This is a genomic window from Streptomyces sp. NPDC044719, from assembly GCF_056433405.1.
In genome coordinates this window covers 731,701-751,872 of sequence record NZ_JBWKHE010000002.1, presented here as the reverse complement: position 1 = coordinate 751,872, position 20,172 = coordinate 731,701, and the positions used below count along the sequence as shown (strand labels likewise).

The window sequence follows — 20,172 nt, the reverse complement described above, 5'->3', positions numbered from 1 at the left end:
CGGTGATCACTCCCTGCAATTTACTAGGACGTCCTAGTATTCGTTTCGTCCAGCAGCATCCCGCCCTGCCCGGGAAGGCCTCATGAGCGATCTGCATCGCCCCGTGCACCCCGTCCGCCTGGTCACCGCTTCGGCTCTGTTCGACGGGCACGACGCGTCGATCAACATCATGCGGCGCATCCTCCAGTCTCAAGGCGCCGAGGTGATCCACCTCGGACACAACCGGTCGGTGCGGGAGGTCGTGGACGCCGTGCTGGAGGAGGACGCACACGGCGTGGCGGTCTCCTCCTACCAGGGCGGGCACGTCGAATACTTCGAGTACCTCGTCGAGTCTTTGCGCTCCCAGGGGGCCGAGCACGTCCGGGTGGTGGGCGGCGGAGGCGGCGTCATCGTGCCCGGCGAGATCGCCCGGCTGCGCGGGAGCGGGGTGACCATCTTCTCCCCGGAGGACGGGCAGCGGATGGGCCTCGCCGGGATGGTCAACTCGGTCGTGCGGGACTGCGACTTCGACCTCTGGGACGACCGGCCGGCCGACGCGGCCGCCGTGCTCGCCGGTGACCGGTTCGCGATCGCCCGCGCCGTCACGGGCGCCGAACTCGGCAGGCTCCCCGGGGGCTTCCTGGAGCAGTTGCGTGCCGCCGCCGCGGCCCGGGTCGTACCGGTGCTCGGCATCACCGGCACGGGCGGCTCGGGCAAGTCCTCGCTGACCGACGAACTGGTGCGCCGGTTCCGTGTCGACCAGGACGACAAGCTGCGGATCGCGGTGATCGCGGTCGACCCGACCCGCCGGCGCGGCGGAGGCGCGCTGCTCGGCGACCGGATCCGGATGAACTCCCTGGACGGGGACCGGGTGTTCTTCCGGAGTCTGGCCACCCGCGGCAGCCGGGAGCTGCCCGAGCACCTGTCCGATGTGATCGACGTAGTGAAGGCCGCCGGGTTCGACCTGGTGATCGTCGAGACGCCTGGCATCGGCCAGGGCGACGCGGCGATCGTGCCGTTCGTCGGCACCTCGCTGTACGTGATGACGCCGGAGTTCGGTGCCGCCTCGCAGCTGGAGAAGATCGACATGCTCGACTTCGCCGACGTCGTGGCGATCAACAAGTTCGAGCGGCGCGGCGCCAAGGACGCGCTGCGCGACGTGGGCCGCCAACTGGTGCGCAACCGCGAGGCGTTCGGCATGCGGCCCGAGGACATGCCGGTGTACGGCACCTCGGCGGCGACCTTCAACGACGACGGTGTCACCGCGCTCTACCAGCACCTGCGGACCGACCTGGCCGGGAAGGGGCTGCCGCTGTCCGAGGGCGCGCTGGCACCGGTCGACGTGCGCCACTCCTCGGGCATCCGCCAGGTCGTCCCCGCCGACCGGGTGCGCTACCTCGCCGACGTCACCGACACCGTCCGTACGTACCACGCGGAGACCGGGCGGCTGGCCGAGGCGGCCAGGCGGGTGCAGCGTCTGGAGGCGGTCGAGGGCGAGCTCACCGAGGCGGGCTCCGACGCCGGGAACGTCCGGGCGCTGCTCGACGACGCCCGTAAGCGGCTGCCGCACGAGGTCGGGGAGCAGATCGCCAACTGGCCCGCTGTCGTCGCCTCGTACTCCGGCGACGAGCAGGTGGTGAAGGTCCGGGACAGGGAGATCCGCACCAGGCTGACCCGCGAGTCCCTGTCGGGAAGCAGCATCCCGCGCGTCTCTCTGCCCAGGTTCACCGACCACGGCGAGCTGGTGCGGTTCTGGCGCCGGGAGAACCTGCCGGGCCACTTCCCGTTCACGGCCGGGGTGTTCCCCTTCAAACGCGACGGCGAGGACCCCGCCCGGATGTTCGCGGGCGAGGGTGACCCGTTCCGCACCAACCGGCGCTTCAAGCTGCTCTCCGAGGGACAGCCGGCCACCCGCCTGTCCACCGCCTTCGACTCGGTGACGCTCTACGGCCGCGACCCGGACGAACGCCCCGACATCTACGGCAAGGTCGGCACCTCCGGTGTGTCGGTGGCGACGCTGGACGACATGAAGGCGCTCTACGACGGCTTCGACCTCGTCGCGCCGACCACTTCGGTCTCCATGACCATCAACGGCCCCGCCCCGACCATCCTGGCGTTCTTCCTCAACACCGTCATCGACCAGCAGACCGACAGGTTCCGCGCCGCCGAGGGCCGCGATCCGTCGCCGGACGAGGCTGCCGAGCTGCGTGCGCACGCGCTGGCGAACGTGCGCGGCACGGTGCAGGCCGACATCCTCAAGGAGGACCAGGGCCAGAACACCTGCCTGTTCTCCACCGAGTTCTCCCTGCGGATGATGGCCGACATCCAGGAGTGGTTCATCGCCCACAAGGTCCGCAACTTCTACTCCGTGTCCATCTCCGGCTATCACATCGCCGAAGCCGGCGCGAACCCCATCAGCCAGCTCGCCTTCACCCTCGCCAACGGCTTCACCTACGTCGAGGCCTACCTGGCCCGGGGCATGCACATCGACGACTTCGCCCCGAACCTGTCGTTCTTCTTCTCCAACGGCATGGACCCCGAGTACTCCGTCCTCGGCCGGGTCGCACGCCGGATCTGGGCCGTCGCGATGAAGGAGAAGTACGGGGCCAACGAGCGCTCCCAGAAGCTGAAGTACCACGTCCAGACCTCCGGCCGCTCCCTGCACGCCCAGGAGATGGACTTCAACGACATCCGCACCACCCTCCAGGCGCTCATAGCGATCTACGACAACTGCAACAGCCTGCACACCAACGCCTATGACGAGGCCGTCACCACCCCCACCGAGGACTCGGTCCGCCGGGCGCTGGCCATCCAGTTGATCATCAACCGGGAGTGGGGCCTGGCCATGAACGAGAACCCACTGCAGGGATCGTTCATCATCGACGAGCTCACCGACCTGGTGGAGGAGGCGGTGCTCCAGGAGTTCGAGCGGATCAGCGAACGCGGTGGCGTGCTCGGGGCGATGGAGACCGGCTACCAGCGCGGCCGTATCCAGGACGAGTCGATGCTCTACGAGCAGCGCAAGCACGACGGCACCCTGCCCGTCATCGGCGTCAACACCTTCCGCAACCCCCACGCGGACAGCGCCGAGCCGGGCGCCATCGAGCTGGCTCGCGCCACCGAGGAGGAGAAGCAGTCCCAGCTGGAGCGTGTGCGCACCTGTCAGTCCCGCTACCGCGACGACGCCCACACCGCCCTGGCCGCGCTCAAGGACGCGGCGATGAACGGCCACAACGTCTTCGCCGTCCTCATGGACGCCGCCCGCGTCTGCTCACTTCAGCAGATCACCGAGGCCTTCTTCGAGGTCGGCGGCCAGTACCGCCGCAACGTCTGACTCAACGAAAGAGGACCTCAGATGGATCCCGTCACCCGTCTCGGCGTCGTCGGATGCGGCCTCATGGGCTCCGGCATCGCCGAAGTCGCCGCCCGCAGAGGTCTCGACGTCCGTGTCGCCGAGGCCACGCCGGACGCACTCGAGGCGGGCCGCCGCCGGCTCGTCAGCTCCCTGGACCGAGGCGTACGACGCGGCAAGCTCAGCGAGGAGCAGCGGGACCGGGCCCTGGCCGGGCTCTCCTTCACCCATGACCTCAGCGACCTGGCCGACCGTCAGTTCGTCATCGAGGCCGTCGCCGAGAACCGCGACATCAAAGCCGAGGTCCTGCGCACTCTGGACAAGGCAGTCGAGGACCCGGCGGCAGTCCTGGCGACCAACACCTCCTCGATCCCGGTCGTCGATCTCGCCGTGGTCACGGAACGCCCCGCGCAGGTCATCGGCATGCACTTCTTCAACCCGGTGCCGGTGCAGCAGTTGGTCGAGCTCATTCCCGCTCTCCTCACCAGCGCGGACACCGTGCAGCGCACCCGCGACCTGGCCGAGCAGCTGGGCAAACAGGCCATCCAGGCACCCGACCGCTCCGGTTTCGTCGTCAACGCCCTCCTGGTGCCGTACCTGCTCAGCGCAGTACGGATGGTGGAGTCGGGCTCCGCGCAGCCCGAAGACATCGATCGGGGCATGGAGCTCGGCTGTGCCCATCCCATGGGGCCGTTGCGCCTGCTCGACCTCATCGGCCTCGACACCGCACAGGCCGTGGCGGAGTCGATGTACGAGGAATTCAAGGAGCCGCTGTACGCGCCCCCCGCACTGCTGCGCCGCATGGTCGCCGCCGGCCATCTCGGCCGCAAGAGCGGCCGGGGTTTCCACACCTACGACGCCTGAACAGAGGTTGGGGCGCTCCTGCACGGGCGTAGGCGCCGGCGTAGACGGGTGTGTCGCGCCCGAGCAGGTCCTCGCCGACCGCGCCGAGAATGCCGCTGATGGCCGTGTCCCCGCCCTGATCCCGGGCGGGGACACTCTCCAGTCGCGCGACGGGGTCAGTTGGCGTTCACCAGGTCGTGCGCCGGCACGGTGACCGTCCGCTTGCCCGGCTTGCCGCCGAGCACGATCTTCCGCAGGGCACTGTTGTTGTTCAGGTTGGTTTCCTTCAGCCGCTTCTCGGGGTTGGCCAGCACCTGGATGTAGTAGGTGCCGTTGGGCACGCCGGTGATGTCGAAGGACTGGCCCGGCAGGTCCTGGGTGTAGGTGTCACCGGAGCCGACGTCCAGCACCTCGCGGACGGAAATCGAGTTCTCCTCACCGCAGGCGGTGGCCAGGTCGGTGTTGTAGGGGTGCCAGTTGGCGTTCTTCACCGTGTAGTCGATGGCGTCGGTGTTGGCGAGGCAGAACGCTTCCTTGCCGCTGCGCACGGCCTCCTTCTTGTCGGCCTTCAGCAGCCGGTAACTGGCGAAGTCGGTGAAGTGCCAGTGCACGTGTCCCGGGCGCGGGTCCCACTCCATCGTGCCGGTCGGGGTGTAGCCGACCTGCTTGCCCTTGGCGTCGTAGAAGTACTGGAAGGCGTCCATCTTGGCCTTGCCGGGCGAGCGGAATCCGTCCACCACGAGCTGCGCCGGGCCGGCGTTCCAGACGTTGGCGCTGAACGCCAGGTAGTCCTTGCCCGGGATGTCCTTGTCGCCGTCGCCGATGGTGATGCCGTAGGCCGGCAGCGAGCGCAGGTCCGGCTTGGGGACGTCAGGGACGGAGGGCTTGCCGGTGGGCCGCTTCGACAGCGGTTCGACAGCGGGTGCCTGACGCGAGCCGTCGGTCTGGCCGCCGGTGTCCCCGGCTTGCGGAGACATCGCGGACTGCTTCTTCTTCAGCGCCCACGGCAGGGCCGGCGGCGCGGCCTTCAGCGGACCGTGGCCCACGTTGTAGGAGGGACGCGCACCGCTCGTCACCGGCGCGGCGGCCTCGGCGGGCGTCGGGGCATGCCCCGGCCCGTGACCGGCGTGCGCGGTCGGCGCCTGATGACCCGCACCGTGCCCGGCGTGCTCGCCGGCCTTCGCGGAGCGGGGCGCCACCCCGGTGGAGCCCTCTTCGTCCTCGTCGCTTCGCTCCACCACGGTCACCTTGACCGTGGCGGCCTTGTCGGCAATGCCGAACAGGTCGCGGTACTTCTTGGCGACACCGACCTTGGCCGTGTACGTACCGGCCGGCAGCTGGACCGGCTCGGTGTAGGAGCCCGCGTAGGTGTTGGCCGCCCAGCCCTTCTGGACGCCCCACACGGAGCCGAGGGTGAAGGGGTTGGTGGGGCAGCTCTCCGGATACTTGGAGGTGGAGGGTGCGTCGGGCCGCACTCGACCGCTGGCGTTGTTCGGGCAGAAGCTCTCGCTGCGGGTGAGGACCTTCTTGCCGGCCTTGTCGGTGAGGGTGATCTCTGAGAAGCCGGGCAGCCCGGAGAAGTCCTTCACGGTGCCCGTGGGCAGCTTCTTCGCCTTGGCCTTGCCGCCCTCGTACACGGTCTGGGTGACGGCCACCGGGTCCTTGTAGGACTTCCGGGTCACCTTGAGCTCCAGCGGCCTGCCCTCCGCGATGAGGTAGGTGCCGAGGTCCAAGTACACACCCGGCTCCTCCTTCCAGGTGGTGAGCGTCACCGAAGGGGTCGCGGCGACGAGGCTCAGCTCGGGGCCCGTCCCCGCCTTCGCAGGCTCCTGCGCTGCGGCCACGATGCCGGCCGTGACGGCCGTCACGGCGATGGCCGTGGTGCCGGCGAGCAGCGTACGCCGCAGCCGAGCGGTGCGTCTTCTGGTCATGGTTCCCTCGTCCTCCGGTGCTGTGAGAAGGAAGCAGGCGGCACGGCGCGTCCACGAGGTCCGGGCCGGGGCCGTCATGTGAGAGGCGTTTTGTTTCCCCGCGCTGCGAGAGGAGCGAACCGGTTGCTCGGTTGTCCGGAAGACGGAAAGTGGGTGGAGTGTTGGCCGAATGCCCTCGTAATGACGAAATCCGGCCGTCGGTGCGGGCACACCTCACCCGCTGGCGCATCTCCCTTCGGAGCGCGCGCTCCTGACTCCGCTTGTTGCTGTCCGAGAGGGTGGGACCGGCGGCCGGCGGTTTCCGCAGCCCGGTGGTCCCGGATCCGGCTGCGGGTGGGCGGTCGGGGTGGTCGAGGCTGTGGTGTCTGGTTTGTCTGGTGTGGGCTGGGCACTTGGCTGTGGACCGAGACGGGGTCCTGGAGGTGTGGTGTGGCGGTACGGCATCGACTGATCAAGGTGAGTCCGCAGACCGTTTGGGAGGTCCTCGCCGACGGCGGACGATATGCGGAGTGGGTGGTGGGGACCTCGGCCTCCGAGCCGGTGCGCGGGCAGTGGCCGCAGACGGGCTCGGCGATCGGCTACGAGGTTCGGCTCGGACCGATGCGGCTGACCAACGAGACGGTGGTCCGGCACTGCGAGGAAGGCTCCAAGCTGGGCCTGGAGGCCCGGGCAGGAGCCCTGGGGACGGCACGGATCGCCATCGAGCTCCTCCCCTGGGGCGAGCACTGCCTGGTGATCGTGGACGAGCATCCCCTGCAGGGAGCCAGCGGGCGGCTCCACAATGTGGGAGTGGAAGCGCTGATCCAGCTGCGGCACCGCGCGATGCTGGCCCGGCTCGCCCGGGTGTGCCAGACGCAGGAAGCCGGGGGCGGCCCGCCCCGGGGCCTCCAGCGGCCGCGCGGCGCGGCAGCCCAGGGTTCCGGCGGCCGTCATGCCTGATGCCGTGGTGATCGGGGCCGGGCCCAACGGGCTGGTGGCAGCCAATCTGCTGGCTGATGCCGGATGGAGCGTGGAGGTGCTCGAGGAGCAGCCCGACGCAGGTGGCGCGGTGCGCCACGACCGCGGTGTCGACCCCGAATTCGTCAGCGATCTCTTCAGCTCCTTCTATCCCCTGGCCGCCGCCTCGCCCGTACTGGACCGTCTGCGCCTGGAGGAGTACGGGCTGCGCTGGAGCCATGCACCCCGCGTGCTGGCCCACCCCCTCAGCGACGGGAAGTGCGCCGTGCTGGCCCGCGAAGTCGATGCCACCGCCGACTCCCTCGACGCGTTCCACCCGGCTGACGGGGACGCCTGGAGGCGCCTGCACGGCATGTGGGAGCGTCTTGGCCCCGACATCCTGGACGCCTTGTTCACCCCCTTCCCGCCCCTGCGTGCCTCCGCCCGACTCGCCCTGCGGCTCAAGGCGGCCGGAGGCCTGCGGATGGCCCGCACCCTGGTCCTGCCGGTGCGCCGTATGGGCGACGAGGAGTTCCGCGGCGAAGGCGGCAAGCTGCTGCTCGCCGGGAACGCGCTGCACGCCGACCTCGCACCGGAAGCCGCAGGCAGCGGAGGTTTCGGCTGGCTGATGTCCATGCTCGGCCAGACCTACGGCTTTCCCGTGCCGGCCGGCGGATCCGGCGCCCTGACCGGGGCTCTCGTACGCCGGCTGCGGGCGCGTGGCGGCACCCTGCGCTGCGGACAGCGCGTCCGCCGGGTCATCGTGCGCGACAGGCGAGCCGTAGGTGTCATCACCGACGGCGGTGAAACGGTGTCCGCACGTCGCGCCGTCCTGGCCGATGTGTCGGCGTCGGCCCTGTACGGCGAGCTCGTCGAAGCGGAGCACCTCCCATCCCAGCTGGCGGCCGACCTGAAGCGGTTCCAGTGGGACTTCGCCACGTTCAAGGTCGACTGGGCGTGCGACGGTCCCGCGCCCTGGCAGGCCGAAGCGGCGGCGCAGGCCGGAACGGTCCATCTGGCCGACGGGATGGACGAACTCACTCGCTTCGCGGCCCAAATCGCCATGGGGCAAGTACCGGACCGACCGTTCGCCCTCTTCGGACAGATGACGACGGCCGACGCCTCGCGTTCACCCCGCGGCACCGAAGCCGCCTGGGCTTATACCCATGTGCCGCAATCCATCAAGTCCGACGCCGGCGATGAGGGGCTGACCGGGGCTTGGACCAGCGCGGAGCAGGAAGTGATGGCCGACCGGATCGAGCGTCAGGTCGAGCGGTTCGCTCCCGGTTTCCGCTCCCGTATCCGCGCGCGGCGCGTCCTGGCGCCGCCCACCCTCCAGTCGCTCGACAGCAATCTGCACGGAGGCGCCATCAACGGCGGCACCGCGGCCGTACACCAGCAGCTCGTGTTCCGCCCCGTCCCCGGCACGGGCCGTCCGGAGACACCCGTGGGCCATCTCTATCTCGCCTCCGCCTCCGCCCATCCGGGTGGCGGGGTCCATGGAGCCCCGGGAGCCAATGCCGCCCAGGCGGCCTTGCACCGGCACCGGCTTGCCGGCCTCACCCGCGCCCAACGCCTCCTCACCCACCGGGATCGCACCGGGCGAAAAGCACCGTCGCCGCGCTGACGGCCTGTGAAAGGAAGAGACCATGGCCACTCATCACCACGGACCAGCACTGACGCACGCAATCGCCCAGCACTGACGCACGCATTCGCCCGCAAAGGTGCGCTCCGCAGGCGTGCCTCCGGCCGGCCGGTGCGCGGCGGGTCAGGAGGCGGCAGCGTCGTCGATCGATGCACGAACCTCCAGGATGCCGTCGACTCCGGTGACCTCACAGAGCCGCTGGAGCTGTGGTGACGGCGCGACCACGCGCAGGGTGCCCGTCCGGTGGGTGAGGATCAGAAGGTTCAGGAGCGTCGAGTCCGCGAAGGTGAGGCCGGAGGCGTCCAGGATCACCTTCGGATGCCTCCTGGCCGCGGTCTTCAACGCGTCTGCCAAAGGCGTGATCGAGTGCATGTCGTAGGCGCCGCGGGCGGTGACGACCCAGGCCCCGTGCCGTTCGTATTGGTGCACCGCAGCCTCTCGCGAGGCAGGCTCGGCGGCCTGTTCCGGCAACGGCTTCCCGCCGGTGTTGCTCATGAGCGGCGGCATGACGGCCTCGTCCGTGGGCACCTCGGGGCTCCTTCCGTGGCTCTCCCGTGCGGGAGCATGTCACTCATTACCTGAAAAGTATGTCATGCATTCGCGTTCCCGCAACGCTCCCCTAAGATGCCGAGCATGGTTGGAGTGCCCGAATCACACACCGGATGGACGTTCATCACCAGCCACGCACGCGTGCTGGCGGCCATCGCCGACAACCCCAGCGTCCGAGTCCGTGACATCGCCGCCCACTGCCGGCTCACGGAACGGGCCGTCGCGCGGATCATCGCCGACCTCGAGCAGGACGGCTATCTCTCCCACACCCGCGACGGGCGCACGAACACCTACCGCATCGAGCCCGGCAAGGTACTGCGCCACCCGGCCGAAGCCGGTCTTCCCGTGGCTTCCCTGCTTTCCCTGCTCGTGCAGGACGAGAGCGAACGCGTCGGCAAGCCGGTCGCTCAGCAGTAGTCGATCGTGCGCCCGGCAGCTCTGCCGCTGCCCACGGGGACGGCTCCCTGTGCCGGGATCACCGCGTGTCGACGATGCCGCCCGTCACCGCGATGACCTCACCGACCGTGTAGCTGGAGTCGGCGTCGGAGGCGAGGTAGACGTACGTCGGGGCGATCTCCTCCGGCTGGGCTGCGCGTTCCAGTGGAGCCTCGCTGCCGATGTGGGCAAGCCCGTCCGGCGGCATGTGCGGGTCCGCCTCGTTGAGCGGTGTCCAGGTCGGGCCCGGCGCGACCACGTTGGCGCGGACGCCTCGCTTGGCGAGGTGTACGGCGACGGACTTCGTCAGGGTGATCAGGGCGGCCTTCGACGCCGCGTAGTCGATCATCGTCGTACTGCCCTTGAGGGCCTCCTCGGTCGCGGTGGCGATGACCGCGTCGCCGGGCTCCAGGTGGGGCAGAGCCGCCATGAGCAGATGGAAGTACGCGTAGACGTTCGTCTTGAACGTCCGGTCGAAATCCTCCGCCGTCAACTGCTCCAGTTCCAACTTGCTGTTGAGGTACGCGGCGTTGCTCACCAGGATGTTGAGCCCGCCGAGCTCCGCCGCGGTCCGCTCGACGGCCTCGCGGCAGAACGCCGGATCGGTGAGGTCGCCGGGGAGCAGCAGACAGCGCCGGCCGTGCTCTTCCACCTCGCGTTGGACCTGTTCCGCGTCGACCTGTTCCTCGGGCAGATGGACGATGGCCACGTCGGCGCCCTCGCGCGCGTACAGCAGTGCCACGGCCCGGCCGATTCCGGAGTCGCCGCCGGTGATCAGCGCGGCCTTGCCCTCCAGCTTCCCGCTGGCCCGATAGCGGCTCGCCCGATAGCGCGGCGAGAGACGCATGTCGGCCTCCAGCCCCGGATGCTGCTGTTTGTCCGAGTCGTAGGGCGGGGCGGGCTCGGACACGATCTGTGGTGCGGACTGCTCCTGCTCGGGCTGCAAGGCTTCCCTTTCGCCGGTGTCGTCCACGACGAAGCCGTGCTTCCTGGGCCACGCCGTTCTTTCCCGCACCGCGTGCCCATATCAGCGGCAGCCATGTTCCCGTTACCGGGAACGACTCAACGCGCCCGCCGGGATCAGCTTTGGTCCGGTCACCGGAGCGGTGATGCCAGAGGCGTCACAGCGTGATGTTCGGTGAGCGAGAGCCGTTCCGCCTGCCGCCTCAGTACTGTGACTTCGCATGACCGGCACCGAGATCGAGATCACCGCAGACCTGGTTCGCGAGCTGCTGCAGGAGCAACATCCAGACCTTGCGGGGCTGGCCATCAGCGAGGTGGCGGGTGGCTGGGGCAATCAAATGTGGCGTCTCGGGGACGAGTTGGCCGTGCGCATGCAGCGTATGGACCCGACCCCGGAGCTCCAGCTCAAGGAGCGGCGGTGGCTGCCCGTGCTGGCTCCGCTCCTTCCGCTCCCGGTGCCGACTCCGGTGCGGTTCGGCGAACCGTCCGGGCGGTTCCCCAAGCACTGGACCGTGATGACGTGGGTTCCCGGCGAGCCGCTGGACCACGGCTCGATCAGCCGTGGCGCCCACGCGGCCGACACGCTGGCGGGCTTCCTCCGGGCGCTCCATGTGGAGGCGCCCGCCGAGGCGCCGATCGCTACGGACCGCGGTGCGCACCCCAAGGACTGCACGGACGGCTTCGAGAACTTCTTCCAGGCCGTTGCCCCCGACGACATCGCTGCCGACGTCCGGGCCGTCTGGGACGACGCGGTTGCGGCCCAGGCGTGGCAGGGCCCGCCGGTGTGGGTGCACGGCGACCTCCATCCAGCGAACGTCGTCGTCTCGGACGGAACGCTCTCGGGCATCGTCGACTTCGGTGCCATGTTCGCCGGCGACCCGGCCTGGGACCTGGCCGCCGCATGGGTGCTGCTGCCCGCGGGGTTGGCCTCACGGTTCTTCGACATGTACGCGCACGCAGACCAGGCGGCGATCCGGCGCGCCCGCGGGCTGGCCGCCATGAAGAGTCTCTTCCTGATGCTCATGGGGCAGAACGGAGACCGGGGCCTTCCCGGCGGTAAGCCGAACTGGGGGCCTGTAGGCCGGGCGGCACTGGATCGTGTTCTGAAGCGCCTTTGATGTGCCGACGCGCAGGTCGGAGTGCTCGGATCGGCTGGGATTCTCATTTCGAACGCGAAGCTCACCCTCGTTGGCCGTAGCCGCACCGTTGTGATGCGGCATCAAGCCAAAGTTGCGTCGGCTGTCTTCCGGTGTCTTCCGGTGTCTTCCGGGATTGGCATGCCGCTCATATCCTCGGGCGCCGATGTTACCGACGGTAAGGGGTGGCGATGAGCGGCACCACGCGCAGAACCTTTCTCGGCACCGCTGCGGCCGCCGGCGGCGGGGTCGCCGTCGGAACCCCGCAGCGGGCTTCGGCCGAGAGCGGTGCGGCAGTGCGGACCGTGGCCGTGTTGGGCGGGGGTGTCGCCGGGCTCACGGCCGCTCACGAACTCGCCGAGCGCGGCTTCCGGGTCACGGTCTACGAGCGCAAGGCGCTGGGCGGCAAGGCCCGCAGCATGGACGTACCGGGCAGCGGCACGGGCGGCCGCCGTCCCCTGCCCGGCGAGCACGGCTTCCGCTTCATCCCCGGCATTTACCACAACCTGCCCGACACCATGCGCCGCATCCCGTTCCCCGGCAACCCCAACGGTGTCCACGACAACCTCGTCGCCCCCAAGGAGATGCTGTTCGCCCGGTCGGGCGGCCGCGAGGACATCCGGCTCCCGCTGCCCAAATACGGCGACGCCCCGGCCGAACTCACCCCCGACGAGATCCGCCGCGCCCTCACCGCGGTCCTGGACACGGCATTCAACCTCCCCCTCCACGAGGCCCTCTACTTCGCCAACCGCTTCCTGGTCTTCCTCACCAGCTGCGACGAGCGCCGCGACGACGTATGGGAGCGGACGCCGTGGTGGGAGTTCGTACGGGCCGGACAGATGTCCGACGACTACCAGCGGATCCTCGCCGTCGGCATCACCCGAAACATCGTGGCCACCAAGGCGGAGGAGGCCAGCACCCGTACGGTCGCCACCCTGATGGAAGCCTTCGTCTTCAACCTCCTCGGGCGGGGCGCGGACGGACCACTGGACCGGATCCTCAACGCGCCCACCAACGAGGCCTGGATCGACCCATGGGTGACTTACCTGAGGTCACTCGGGGTCGAGTTCCGCGTCGGCTGGACCGTACGGGACCTGCCCCTGGGCGGGGGTGAGATCACTGGGGCTGTCGTGGAGGACCCCGGAGGCGCCCGCCGGACCGTTACCGCCGACCACTACATCTCGGCGATGCCGGTCGAGCACGCCCGCCGCACCTGGAACTCCGCCGTACGCGCCGCCGACCCCCAACTGGCCGAGTGCGACCGGCTGGAGACGGACTGGATGACCGGCATCCAGTTCTATCTGACCGAACGTACGCCGATCCTGCACGGCCACCTCAACCTCATCGACTCTCCATGGTCGCTGACCGCGATCGCCCAGGCCCAGCACTGGCCCGGCCACGACTTCCCCGCCGACTTCGGCGACGGCACGGTCGCGGACTGTCTGTCCGTCGACGTCTCGGAGTGGGACCGTCCGGGCATCCTGTACGGCAAGACGGCCAAGCAGTGCACCCGTGCCGAAGTCGCCCGCGAGGTGTGGGCACAGTTGAAGGCGGCGCTCAACGACAGCGGACGTACGGTCCTGAAGGACTCCGTGCTGCACTCCTGGTTCCTCGATCCGGCCGTGGACGGACTGGGCACCCCGAACCCGGTCAACGAGGAGCAGTTGCTCATCCATCCCGTGGGGACCTTCCACCACCGCCCGCGGTCGGCCACGAAGATCCCCAACCTCTTCCTGGCCGGCGACTACGTGGCCGTGCCCATCGATCTCGCCACGATGGAGGGCGCCAACTCCTCGGCCCGGCAGGCCGTCAACGCCCTGCTGGAACAAATCGGCTCGACCGCCGAGCGGTGCACCGTGACCCCCTTGTACCGGGCCCCGGAGTTGGAGGCACTCAAGCGGCACGACCGCACCCGCCACCTGCTCCGGCTGCCGAATCTCTTCGACGTCGGCTGAAAGCCCTCAGAGCCAGCGCTTCTTGTCGCCGTGTACCCGTTGTTCGGACGGCGGCTCCCCTCCAGGCGCGCCGACACCGACCTGACCCACTCCGCCCTGCACACCGCCGAGGGCTTCCTCACTGCGATCGGGGGCACCCGCCACGTCCGCACCCGCCTCGACGGCTACGACCCGGCCCATGCCCCTGCGCCGCGCTGGACCGCGGCCCACGGGCTGCGGCTGTGCCCGGCGGCGGGACACGGATGGATCGCCGCCGGAGACGCCGCCCTCGCCTTCGACCCGCTCTCCTTCCAGGGGGGCATCCTCACCACCCTGCACACCGGGGCCCGCGCCGACCGGACCGTCGACCTGTGCCTGTCCTCCCGGTTCCTCGACCGGATCACGGACCCCTACGAGCGGACATGACTTCGGTCTACATGACTTCGATGCTGATGATGCAGGTGTCGTCGTCCGTGTCGGATCTGCTGTAGGTGAGCAGGTGGTCGAGGCGCTGGTCGAGGGTGGTCTTCTTGGCGCTGGCGGTCACCAGGAGGTGCTTCAGGGACTCCTCCATGGAGCGGTCCCTGCGTTCCACCAGTCCGTCGGTGTACATCAGCAGCGTGTCGCCGATCTCCAGCCGCATCTCGGCTTCCTGGTAGGTGATGTCCGACGCCGCGCCGAGCAGCAGCCCCTTGAGCAGGGGCAGGGTCGTCGCCTGTCCGTCCCGTACGAGAACCGGTGGCAGATGTCCGGCTCGGGCCCAGCGCAGGACACGGCTCGAGGGGTCGTACAGCGCGCAGACCGCGGTCGCCGTCACCGAGTCGGAGAGGTGGTGGGCGACGCTGTTCAGCCAGGCCAGCAGTTGGGCCGGGCCCGCTCCGGTGACGGCCAGGCCGCGCAGGGCGTTGCGGAGCACGACCATGCTGGTGGCCGCCTCGATGCCGTGCCCGGCGACGTCCCCGACGCTCAGCAGGATGTGCTTCGAGGGCAGGACCACGGCGTCGTACCAGTCGCCGCCCACGAGGTGGTCGGTCTCGGCGGGCCGGTAGCGCACGGCCGTGCGCAGTCCCGGCGCGTCCAGGGGCGCCGCCGTGGAGGGCATGATGGCCTGTTGCAGTTGCAGGGCCAGACGGTTCCGCTCCGCGGACTGCTGTTCGGAGTGGGCGAGTTGGTCGCGGGTGGCGGCGAGGGCGACCTCCGTCCAGTGCTGGGCCGAGACGTCCTGGTAGGCGCCGCGCACGGCGAGCAGGCTGTCGTCGATGTCCACGACGGGTTCGGCGACCACCCGGATGTGGCGGGTCACCCCGTCCGGGCGCAGCAGGCGGAAGGCCTCCGACGCCGGCTTGCGGTGGTGCAGCACGGTCCGCAGGAAGCGGCCGATGGCTACGGCGTCGTCCGGGTGGGCGTGGGCACGCAGTTCCTCGACGGGGGCGGGCCCGTCGGACTCCGCTCTGCCGTAGAGGGCGAACAGCTGACTGTTCCAGGTGATCTCGCCCGTGACGAAGTTCTCCTCGAAACCGCCGATCCGCCCCAGGCGTTGCGCGTGCTCGAGCAGGTTGGCCAGGCGTGCCACCTCGTCCTCGATGCGCCAGATCAGCAGCACGCTGTCGCCGTTCCGGGTCATGCTGACCTCGGCGACGGAGGACAGCGGCACCTGGTCGACGAGCGCGGTGAGTGTCATGTGCCCGGCCCGGAACGGCTCGCCCGTGGCGTAGACCCGTTCCAGGTGGCTGAAGAGGCCGCTCTCGTCCGCCGCCAGGGGATACGCCTCCAGCAGCAGTGCGCCGTCGACGGTGCTGCGGGGGCGCCCCGCGGGGTCGCGGAAGCGGTGGTTGGCGTGGTGGATGCGGAAGTCGGTGAGATGTCCGGTGTCGTCCACCTGGGGAATGAGCACCAGCGCGGGGTCGTACAGCGAGTCGGCAAGGTCCGCCAGTTCCGACAGGCCGGTCCTCGGCGTCGGGCCGTCGGGCGGCGGGGAAGAGGAGGGAGAGTGGATCTCCAGGGTGTGGGCGCACAGTTCCGCGAGTGCTTCAAACTGGCGGACGACGGCGGGCGGTTGCTCGACCAGCGGGGTGGGCCAGCAGATCTCGAGCACGCCGTGGATCCGCCCGCCCACGCCGGTGGGGACGGCGACCCGTCCGCCGTCGGGGTGGTGGGTACGGCCGATGGACGGAGGCCCGGCTGCCAGGGACCGGATCCATTCGGGCCTGCGCTCGGTCAGCGCGGTGCGGGCGACGGTCGCCACGCCCGGCGGCACATAGCGCCAGCGCTCCGCCTCGCCCTCGGGAAAGCCGGAACTGCCCGCGAGTGTCAGGGAGCCGTCGGCGCCGGCCGCCCAGATCGCCACGCCGGTCGCCCCGAGCGGTTCCAGTGCGTGCTGCAGCAGGGAGTCGGCGACGGCCTGGGTGTCCTCGGCGGCCAGGGCACTGCTCTCCGCCGTGCGCAGCCGTACGGCGGCGGACAGGGCGGACGGCATGGCGGGCGGGGTGCCGACCGCGGTCGCGAAGTCGACCGCGACCTCGGTCAGGCGGTCGCGTGCCGCCTGGTTGATGATGTCGACGGCCAGCTCGAGAGGGGTCATCGCCGACTGTTCGGCGAGTTCTGCCAGTTGCCGGGCGGCTTCGGCGGGGCCGCAGTGCAGGCGCTCGACGAGGACGCCCTTGGCGAGATCCATGAGGGCGCGTCCATCGGCCGCGGCGTGTGCCGCCTGCACCTCGTGGCGCAGGCGTTCCACCGTCACGGCCAGCCGGCCGACCGGAGAGGTCAGCGGTCCGCCGGGCGGCCCGGCGACCGGTATGACGTCATCGTCGGCGGGCTCGGCGGTCGGCGGGCCCGTCGCAGTGCCCTGGCGTCGCGGCTCATCGTCCCGGGAGGGGTCGCCGGACAGATCGGTGTTGCTCACGTGGACGCTTGCTCCTTCTGACCCGCGCACCGCGTGGGAGGCTTCGTGCTGTCGGTGGGTTTCGGCGTCACGAGGACAGCCAGTGCCGCACGCGGGCGATGAGGTCGTTCGCGTCGACGGGCTTCGTCACGTAGTCGCTGGCGCCGGCCGCCAGGCTCTTCTCCCGGTCGCCCGGCATGGCCTTGGCGGTGACGGCGACGATCGGCAGGCCCCGGTATTCGGGCATCTTCCTGATCTCGGCGGTCGCGGTGTACCCGTCCATCTCCGGCATCATCACGTCCATCAGCACGAGCCGGATCTCAGGGTGGGCGGTGAGGATGTCGATGCTCTTGCGGCCGTTCTCGGCGTGCAGCACACGCAGCCCGTGCAGTTCGAGGATGCCGCTGAGGGCGAACAGGTTGCGGGCGTCGTCGTCGACGACGAGCACCGTGTGTCCCGCCAGGGTGACGTCGACCTCCGGCGCCGTGCCCAGGCTCTCCTCCATCCGCACGAGGGGGACCACGTCGCCGGGTTGCTCGGCCGACAGGTGCAGGGTGATCCGTTCCTTCAGCTCGTCCAGGCTCGACAGCACCTCCAGGGGGCGGTTGTCCGCCCGGGCCTGCAGGGCGGCCTCCTGAGCCGCGCTCGGACGGTGGTTGTTGTGGACGAGGACCGGAACGGTGGCCAGCGCGGCGTCGCCGTCCACGGCCTCGAGCAGCCGCGGGCCCTCGCCGTCGGGCAGATCCATGCTGAGCACGACGCAGTGGCAGGGACCGGCGGCCAGGGCGGAGGCCGCCTCCTGGGCGTCCATGGCCGTGACGATCTCCACGGCGTCATGCTGGTCCCGTGCGGCGCGGCTGTGGTCCAGGTCGGCGACGGCGCTCTCGGCGACCACGGAGAGCAGCCCGCGCACGCGCTCCTCGACGATCAGCAGCCGCCGTGTGTGCGGTACCGGGAGTGCGGGGGCCGTGCCCGGACGCTGCGTCTCGGCCGGTGCGTCGGCGCTGTCGTCGTCCTGCGTGCCGTCCAGCCGCGCTGCGGCGGGGAGTTCCTCGAAGTCGGCGCGCGCCACCGGAAGATAGAGCGTGAAGGTGCTCCCCTGTCCCGGGTTGCTGTCCACGGTCACCGCGCCGCCCAGCAGGTGGGCGATCTCCCGGGTGATGGACAGGCCCAAGCCGGTACCGCCGTACTTACGGCTCATGGTGCCGTCCGCCTGCTGGAAGGCGCCGAAGATGGTCTCCAGCTGCTGCTCGGGAATGCCGATGCCCGTGTCCTCGACACGGAAGGCCACCACGGGCCCGCCACGGTGCACGTTCCCGGGTACGTCGTCGTCGGCCGCCGGTTCGATGTGCAGCTCGACGCCGCCGCGCTCGGTGAACTTCACCGCGTTGGAGAGCAGATTGCGCAGCACCTGGCGCAACCGCGCGTCGTCCGTGACCAGGTCGGCCGGCGCGCCCGGGGCCCTGGTGATGGCGAAGGTCAGGCCCTTCTGGGTGGTCATCGGCCGGAAGGTGGCCTCGACGTAGTCCAGGAGTTGGCGCAGCGGGACGCGTTCGGGGGCGATGTCCATCTTCCCCGCCTCGACCTTCGACAGGTCGAGGATGTCGTTGATGAGCTGCAGCAGGTCGGAGCCGGCGGAGTGGATGATGCCCGCGTACTCCACCTGCTTCGGCGTCAGGTTCCGGGAGGGGTTCTGGGCGAGCAGCTGGGCGAGAATGAGCAGGCTGTTGAGCGGGGTGCGCAGTTCGTGGCTCATGTTGGCCAGGAACTCCGACTTGTACTTGGAGGCCAGCGACAGTTGCTTGGCGCGGTCCTCCAGCTCCTGGCGGGCCTGTTCGATCTGCAGGTTCTTCGCCTCGATGTCCCGGTTCTGCGTGGCCAGCAGGGTGGCCTTCTCCTCCAGCTCCGCGTTGGACCGCTGCAGCTCGCCCTGGCGGACCTGCAACTCGTCGGACCGTACGCGCAGTTCCTCGGCCAGCCGCTGGGACTCGCCGAGCAGTTCGTCGGTGCGGGCGTTGGCGAGGATGGTGTTGACGTTGACGCCGATGGTCTCCCTCAGCTGCCCCAGGAAGTCCTGGTGGATCTGGGTGAACCGGGTGACCGAGGCGAGCTCGATGACGCCGAGCACCTGTTCCTCGACGGTGATGGGCAGCACCGTCAGCGAGGTCGGCGTCGTCCTGCCGAGCCCGGAGGAGATCGTCACGTAGTCGGCCGGCAGCTCGTCCACGGTGATGGTGCGCCGGCTGCGTGCCGCCTGGCCGATCAGGGTGTGCCCGAGGGGAACGCGCTCGAGGCGGTCGCCGTCGGCGGGGTAGCCGTAGGAGCCGATGAGCCGCAGCTCGACGCCGGTACCGGTCTCCTCGGCCAGGTAGAACGCCCCGTACTGCGCGGAGACCAGCGGGGTCAGCTCGTCCATGATGAGTTCGGCGACGACGTCCAGGTCACGGTGGCCCTGCATGAGGGAGGACACCCGGGCCAGGTTGGACTTGAGCCAGTCCTGTTCCTGATTCGCCTGTGTGGTGTCCCGCAGGGACTCCACCATCGCGTTGATGTTGTCCTTGAGTTCGGCCACCTCGCCGGAGGCGTCCACGGTGATCGACCGGGTGAGGTCGCCCTCGGCGACGGCACTGGCCACCTCGGCGATCGCCCGTACCTGGCGGGTCAGGTTGCCGGCCAGCTCGTTCACGTTCTCGGTGAGCCGCTTCCAGGTGCCGGAGACGCCCTCGACCTCGGCCTGACCGCCGAGCCGGCCCTCGCTGCCCACCTCCCGGGCCACGCGGGTGACCTCTGCTGCGAACGACGAGAGCTGGTCGACCATCGTGTTGATCGTGGTCTTGAGTTCCAGGATCTCGCCGCGCGCGTCGACGTCGATCTTCTTGGACAGGTCGCCGTTGGCGACGGCCGTCGTCACCAGCGCGATGTTGCGGACCTGGCCGGTCAGGTTGTTCGCCATCGAGTTGACGTTGTCGGTGAGGTCCTTCCACGTGCCGGCGACGTTGGGCACATGGGCCTGGCCGCCGAGACGTCCCTCGGTACCGACCTCCCGGGCCACGCGGGTCACCTCGTCGGCGAAGGCGGACAGGGTGTCGACCATGGTGTTGATCGTCCCGGCCAGCGCGGCGACCTCGCCCTTGGCCTCCACCGTGATCTTCTGGGACAGGTCGCCGCGGGCCACGGCCGTGGCCACCTGGGCGATGGAGCGGACCTGCCCGGTCAGGTTGGAAGCCATCACGTTGACGTTGTCGGTGAGGTCCTTCCAGGTGCCCGAGACCCCGCGCACGGTGGCCTGGCCGCCGAGGTTGCCCTCGGTACCCACCTCACGGGAGACCCTGGTGACCTCGTCGGCGAAGGACGACAGCTGGTCGACCATCGTGTTGATGGTCTCCTTCAGCTTCAGGATCTCGCCCCGCGCGTCCACGCGGATCTTCTGCGACAGATCGCCCTGCGCCACGGCGGTGGTCACCTCGGCGATGGAGCGGACCTGGGCGGTCAGGTTGTCCGCCATGAAGTTCACGGAGTCGGTCAGATCCCGCCAGGTGCCCCGCACACCCTTGACGTCCGCCTGCCCGCCGAGCCGGCCCTCCGTAC

Annotated in this window: 13 protein-coding genes; 8 read left to right on the top strand and 5 right to left on the bottom strand. The window is 69.8% G+C overall.

Annotated elements, in window-relative coordinates; all coding sequences use genetic code 11:
• Window positions 1-82: 82 nt before the first annotated feature.
• Together icmF and AC07DF_RS10125 are read left to right on the top strand one after the other, a co-directional pair.
• A complete protein-coding gene (gene icmF / locus AC07DF_RS10130; protein WP_478968939.1) occupies window positions 83-3,313 on the top strand; it encodes a fused isobutyryl-CoA mutase/GTPase IcmF in 3,231 nt (1,076 codons plus the stop codon).
• 21 nt (window positions 3,314-3,334) lie between these two features.
• Complete coding sequence (locus AC07DF_RS10125; protein ID WP_478968937.1) at window positions 3,335-4,195, top strand: 3-hydroxybutyryl-CoA dehydrogenase; 861 nt, start codon at window positions 3,335-3,337, stop codon at window positions 4,193-4,195.
• A 155-nt stretch (window positions 4,196-4,350) separates the two neighbouring features.
• Here AC07DF_RS10125 and AC07DF_RS10120 read toward each other — a convergent pair whose 3' ends face one another.
• Window positions 4,351-6,105, bottom strand: a complete 1,755-nt coding sequence (locus tag AC07DF_RS10120; RefSeq protein ID WP_478968935.1) for a lysyl oxidase family protein — start codon at window positions 6,103-6,105, stop codon at window positions 4,351-4,353.
• A 429-nt stretch (window positions 6,106-6,534) separates the two neighbouring features.
• On the opposite strand from AC07DF_RS10120, the gene AC07DF_RS10115 reads away from it, so the two are divergent.
• Both AC07DF_RS10115 and AC07DF_RS10110 read left to right on the top strand, forming a co-directional pair.
• On the top strand, window positions 6,535-7,044 hold the full coding sequence (locus AC07DF_RS10115; protein ID WP_478968933.1) for an SRPBCC family protein: 510 nt from the start codon (window positions 6,535-6,537) through the stop codon (window positions 7,042-7,044).
• Window positions 7,037-8,668, top strand: a complete 1,632-nt coding sequence (locus tag AC07DF_RS10110) for a phytoene desaturase family protein (RefSeq protein ID WP_478968931.1) — start codon at window positions 7,037-7,039, stop codon at window positions 8,666-8,668. The genes AC07DF_RS10115 and AC07DF_RS10110 overlap by 8 nt, the downstream gene beginning before the upstream one ends.
• 141 nt (window positions 8,669-8,809) lie before the next feature.
• On the opposite strand, the gene AC07DF_RS10105 is transcribed toward AC07DF_RS10110, so the two are convergent.
• Window positions 8,810-9,214: an STAS domain-containing protein gene (locus tag AC07DF_RS10105; protein WP_478968929.1), complete on the bottom strand. Its 405-nt coding sequence runs from the start codon at window positions 9,212-9,214 to the stop codon at window positions 8,810-8,812.
• A 105-nt stretch (window positions 9,215-9,319) separates the two neighbouring features.
• On the opposite strand from AC07DF_RS10105, the gene AC07DF_RS10100 reads away from it, so the two are divergent.
• Window positions 9,320-9,652 carry a MarR family transcriptional regulator gene (locus tag AC07DF_RS10100; protein WP_478968926.1) on the top strand — a complete coding sequence of 111 codons (333 nt, stop codon included), beginning with the start codon at window positions 9,320-9,322 and terminating at the stop codon, window positions 9,650-9,652.
• Between the two features lie 58 nt (window positions 9,653-9,710).
• Here the strand turns inward: AC07DF_RS10100 and AC07DF_RS10095 are convergent, their stop codons facing one another.
• Window positions 9,711-10,616 carry an SDR family oxidoreductase gene (locus tag AC07DF_RS10095; RefSeq protein ID WP_478969488.1) on the bottom strand — a complete coding sequence of 302 codons (906 nt, stop codon included), beginning with the start codon at window positions 10,614-10,616 and terminating at the stop codon, window positions 9,711-9,713.
• A gap of 238 nt (window positions 10,617-10,854) precedes the next feature.
• On the opposite strand from AC07DF_RS10095, the gene AC07DF_RS10090 reads away from it, so the two are divergent.
• From AC07DF_RS10090 to AC07DF_RS10080, 3 genes are all read left to right on the top strand, one after another.
• Window positions 10,855-11,751, top strand: a complete 897-nt coding sequence (locus AC07DF_RS10090) for a phosphotransferase (RefSeq protein ID WP_478968924.1) — start codon at window positions 10,855-10,857, stop codon at window positions 11,749-11,751.
• 209 nt (window positions 11,752-11,960) lie between these two features.
• Window positions 11,961-13,724, top strand: a complete 1,764-nt coding sequence (locus AC07DF_RS10085; RefSeq protein WP_478968922.1) for a hydroxysqualene dehydroxylase — start codon at window positions 11,961-11,963, stop codon at window positions 13,722-13,724.
• A gap of 30 nt (window positions 13,725-13,754) precedes the next feature.
• The gene (locus tag AC07DF_RS10080; RefSeq protein WP_478968920.1) at window positions 13,755-14,129 is read left to right on the top strand and encodes a hypothetical protein; all 375 of its coding nucleotides are present in this window, start codon (window positions 13,755-13,757) and stop codon (window positions 14,127-14,129) included.
• A 7-nt stretch (window positions 14,130-14,136) separates the two neighbouring features.
• Here AC07DF_RS10080 and AC07DF_RS10075 read toward each other — a convergent pair whose 3' ends face one another.
• On the bottom strand, window positions 14,137-16,605 hold the full coding sequence (locus tag AC07DF_RS10075; RefSeq protein WP_478968918.1) for a SpoIIE family protein phosphatase: 2,469 nt from the start codon (window positions 16,603-16,605) through the stop codon (window positions 14,137-14,139).
• 67 nt (window positions 16,606-16,672) lie between these two features.
• On the bottom strand, window positions 16,673-20,172 hold a 3,500-nt coding region (locus AC07DF_RS10070; RefSeq protein WP_478968915.1), incomplete at its 5' end, for a hybrid sensor histidine kinase/response regulator.

Excerpts from the sequence above, each read along its gene's own strand:
- icmF (WP_478968939.1), top strand. The coding sequence starts at position 83 with ATGAGCGATCTGCATCGCCCCGTGCACCCCGTCCGCCTGGTCACCGCT.
- AC07DF_RS10120 (WP_478968935.1), bottom strand. The coding sequence starts at position 6,105 with ATGACCAGAAGACGCACCGCTCGGCTGCGGCGTACGCTGCTCGCCGGC.
- AC07DF_RS10085 (WP_478968922.1), top strand. The coding sequence starts at position 11,961 with ATGAGCGGCACCACGCGCAGAACCTTTCTCGGCACCGCTGCGGCCGCC.
- AC07DF_RS10090 (WP_478968924.1), top strand. The coding sequence starts at position 10,855 with ATGACCGGCACCGAGATCGAGATCACCGCAGACCTGGTTCGCGAGCTG.
- AC07DF_RS10110 (WP_478968931.1), top strand. The coding sequence starts at position 7,037 with ATGCCTGATGCCGTGGTGATCGGGGCCGGGCCCAACGGGCTGGTGGCA.
- AC07DF_RS10125 (WP_478968937.1), top strand. The coding sequence starts at position 3,335 with ATGGATCCCGTCACCCGTCTCGGCGTCGTCGGATGCGGCCTCATGGGC.
- AC07DF_RS10100 (WP_478968926.1), top strand. The coding sequence starts at position 9,320 with ATGGTTGGAGTGCCCGAATCACACACCGGATGGACGTTCATCACCAGC.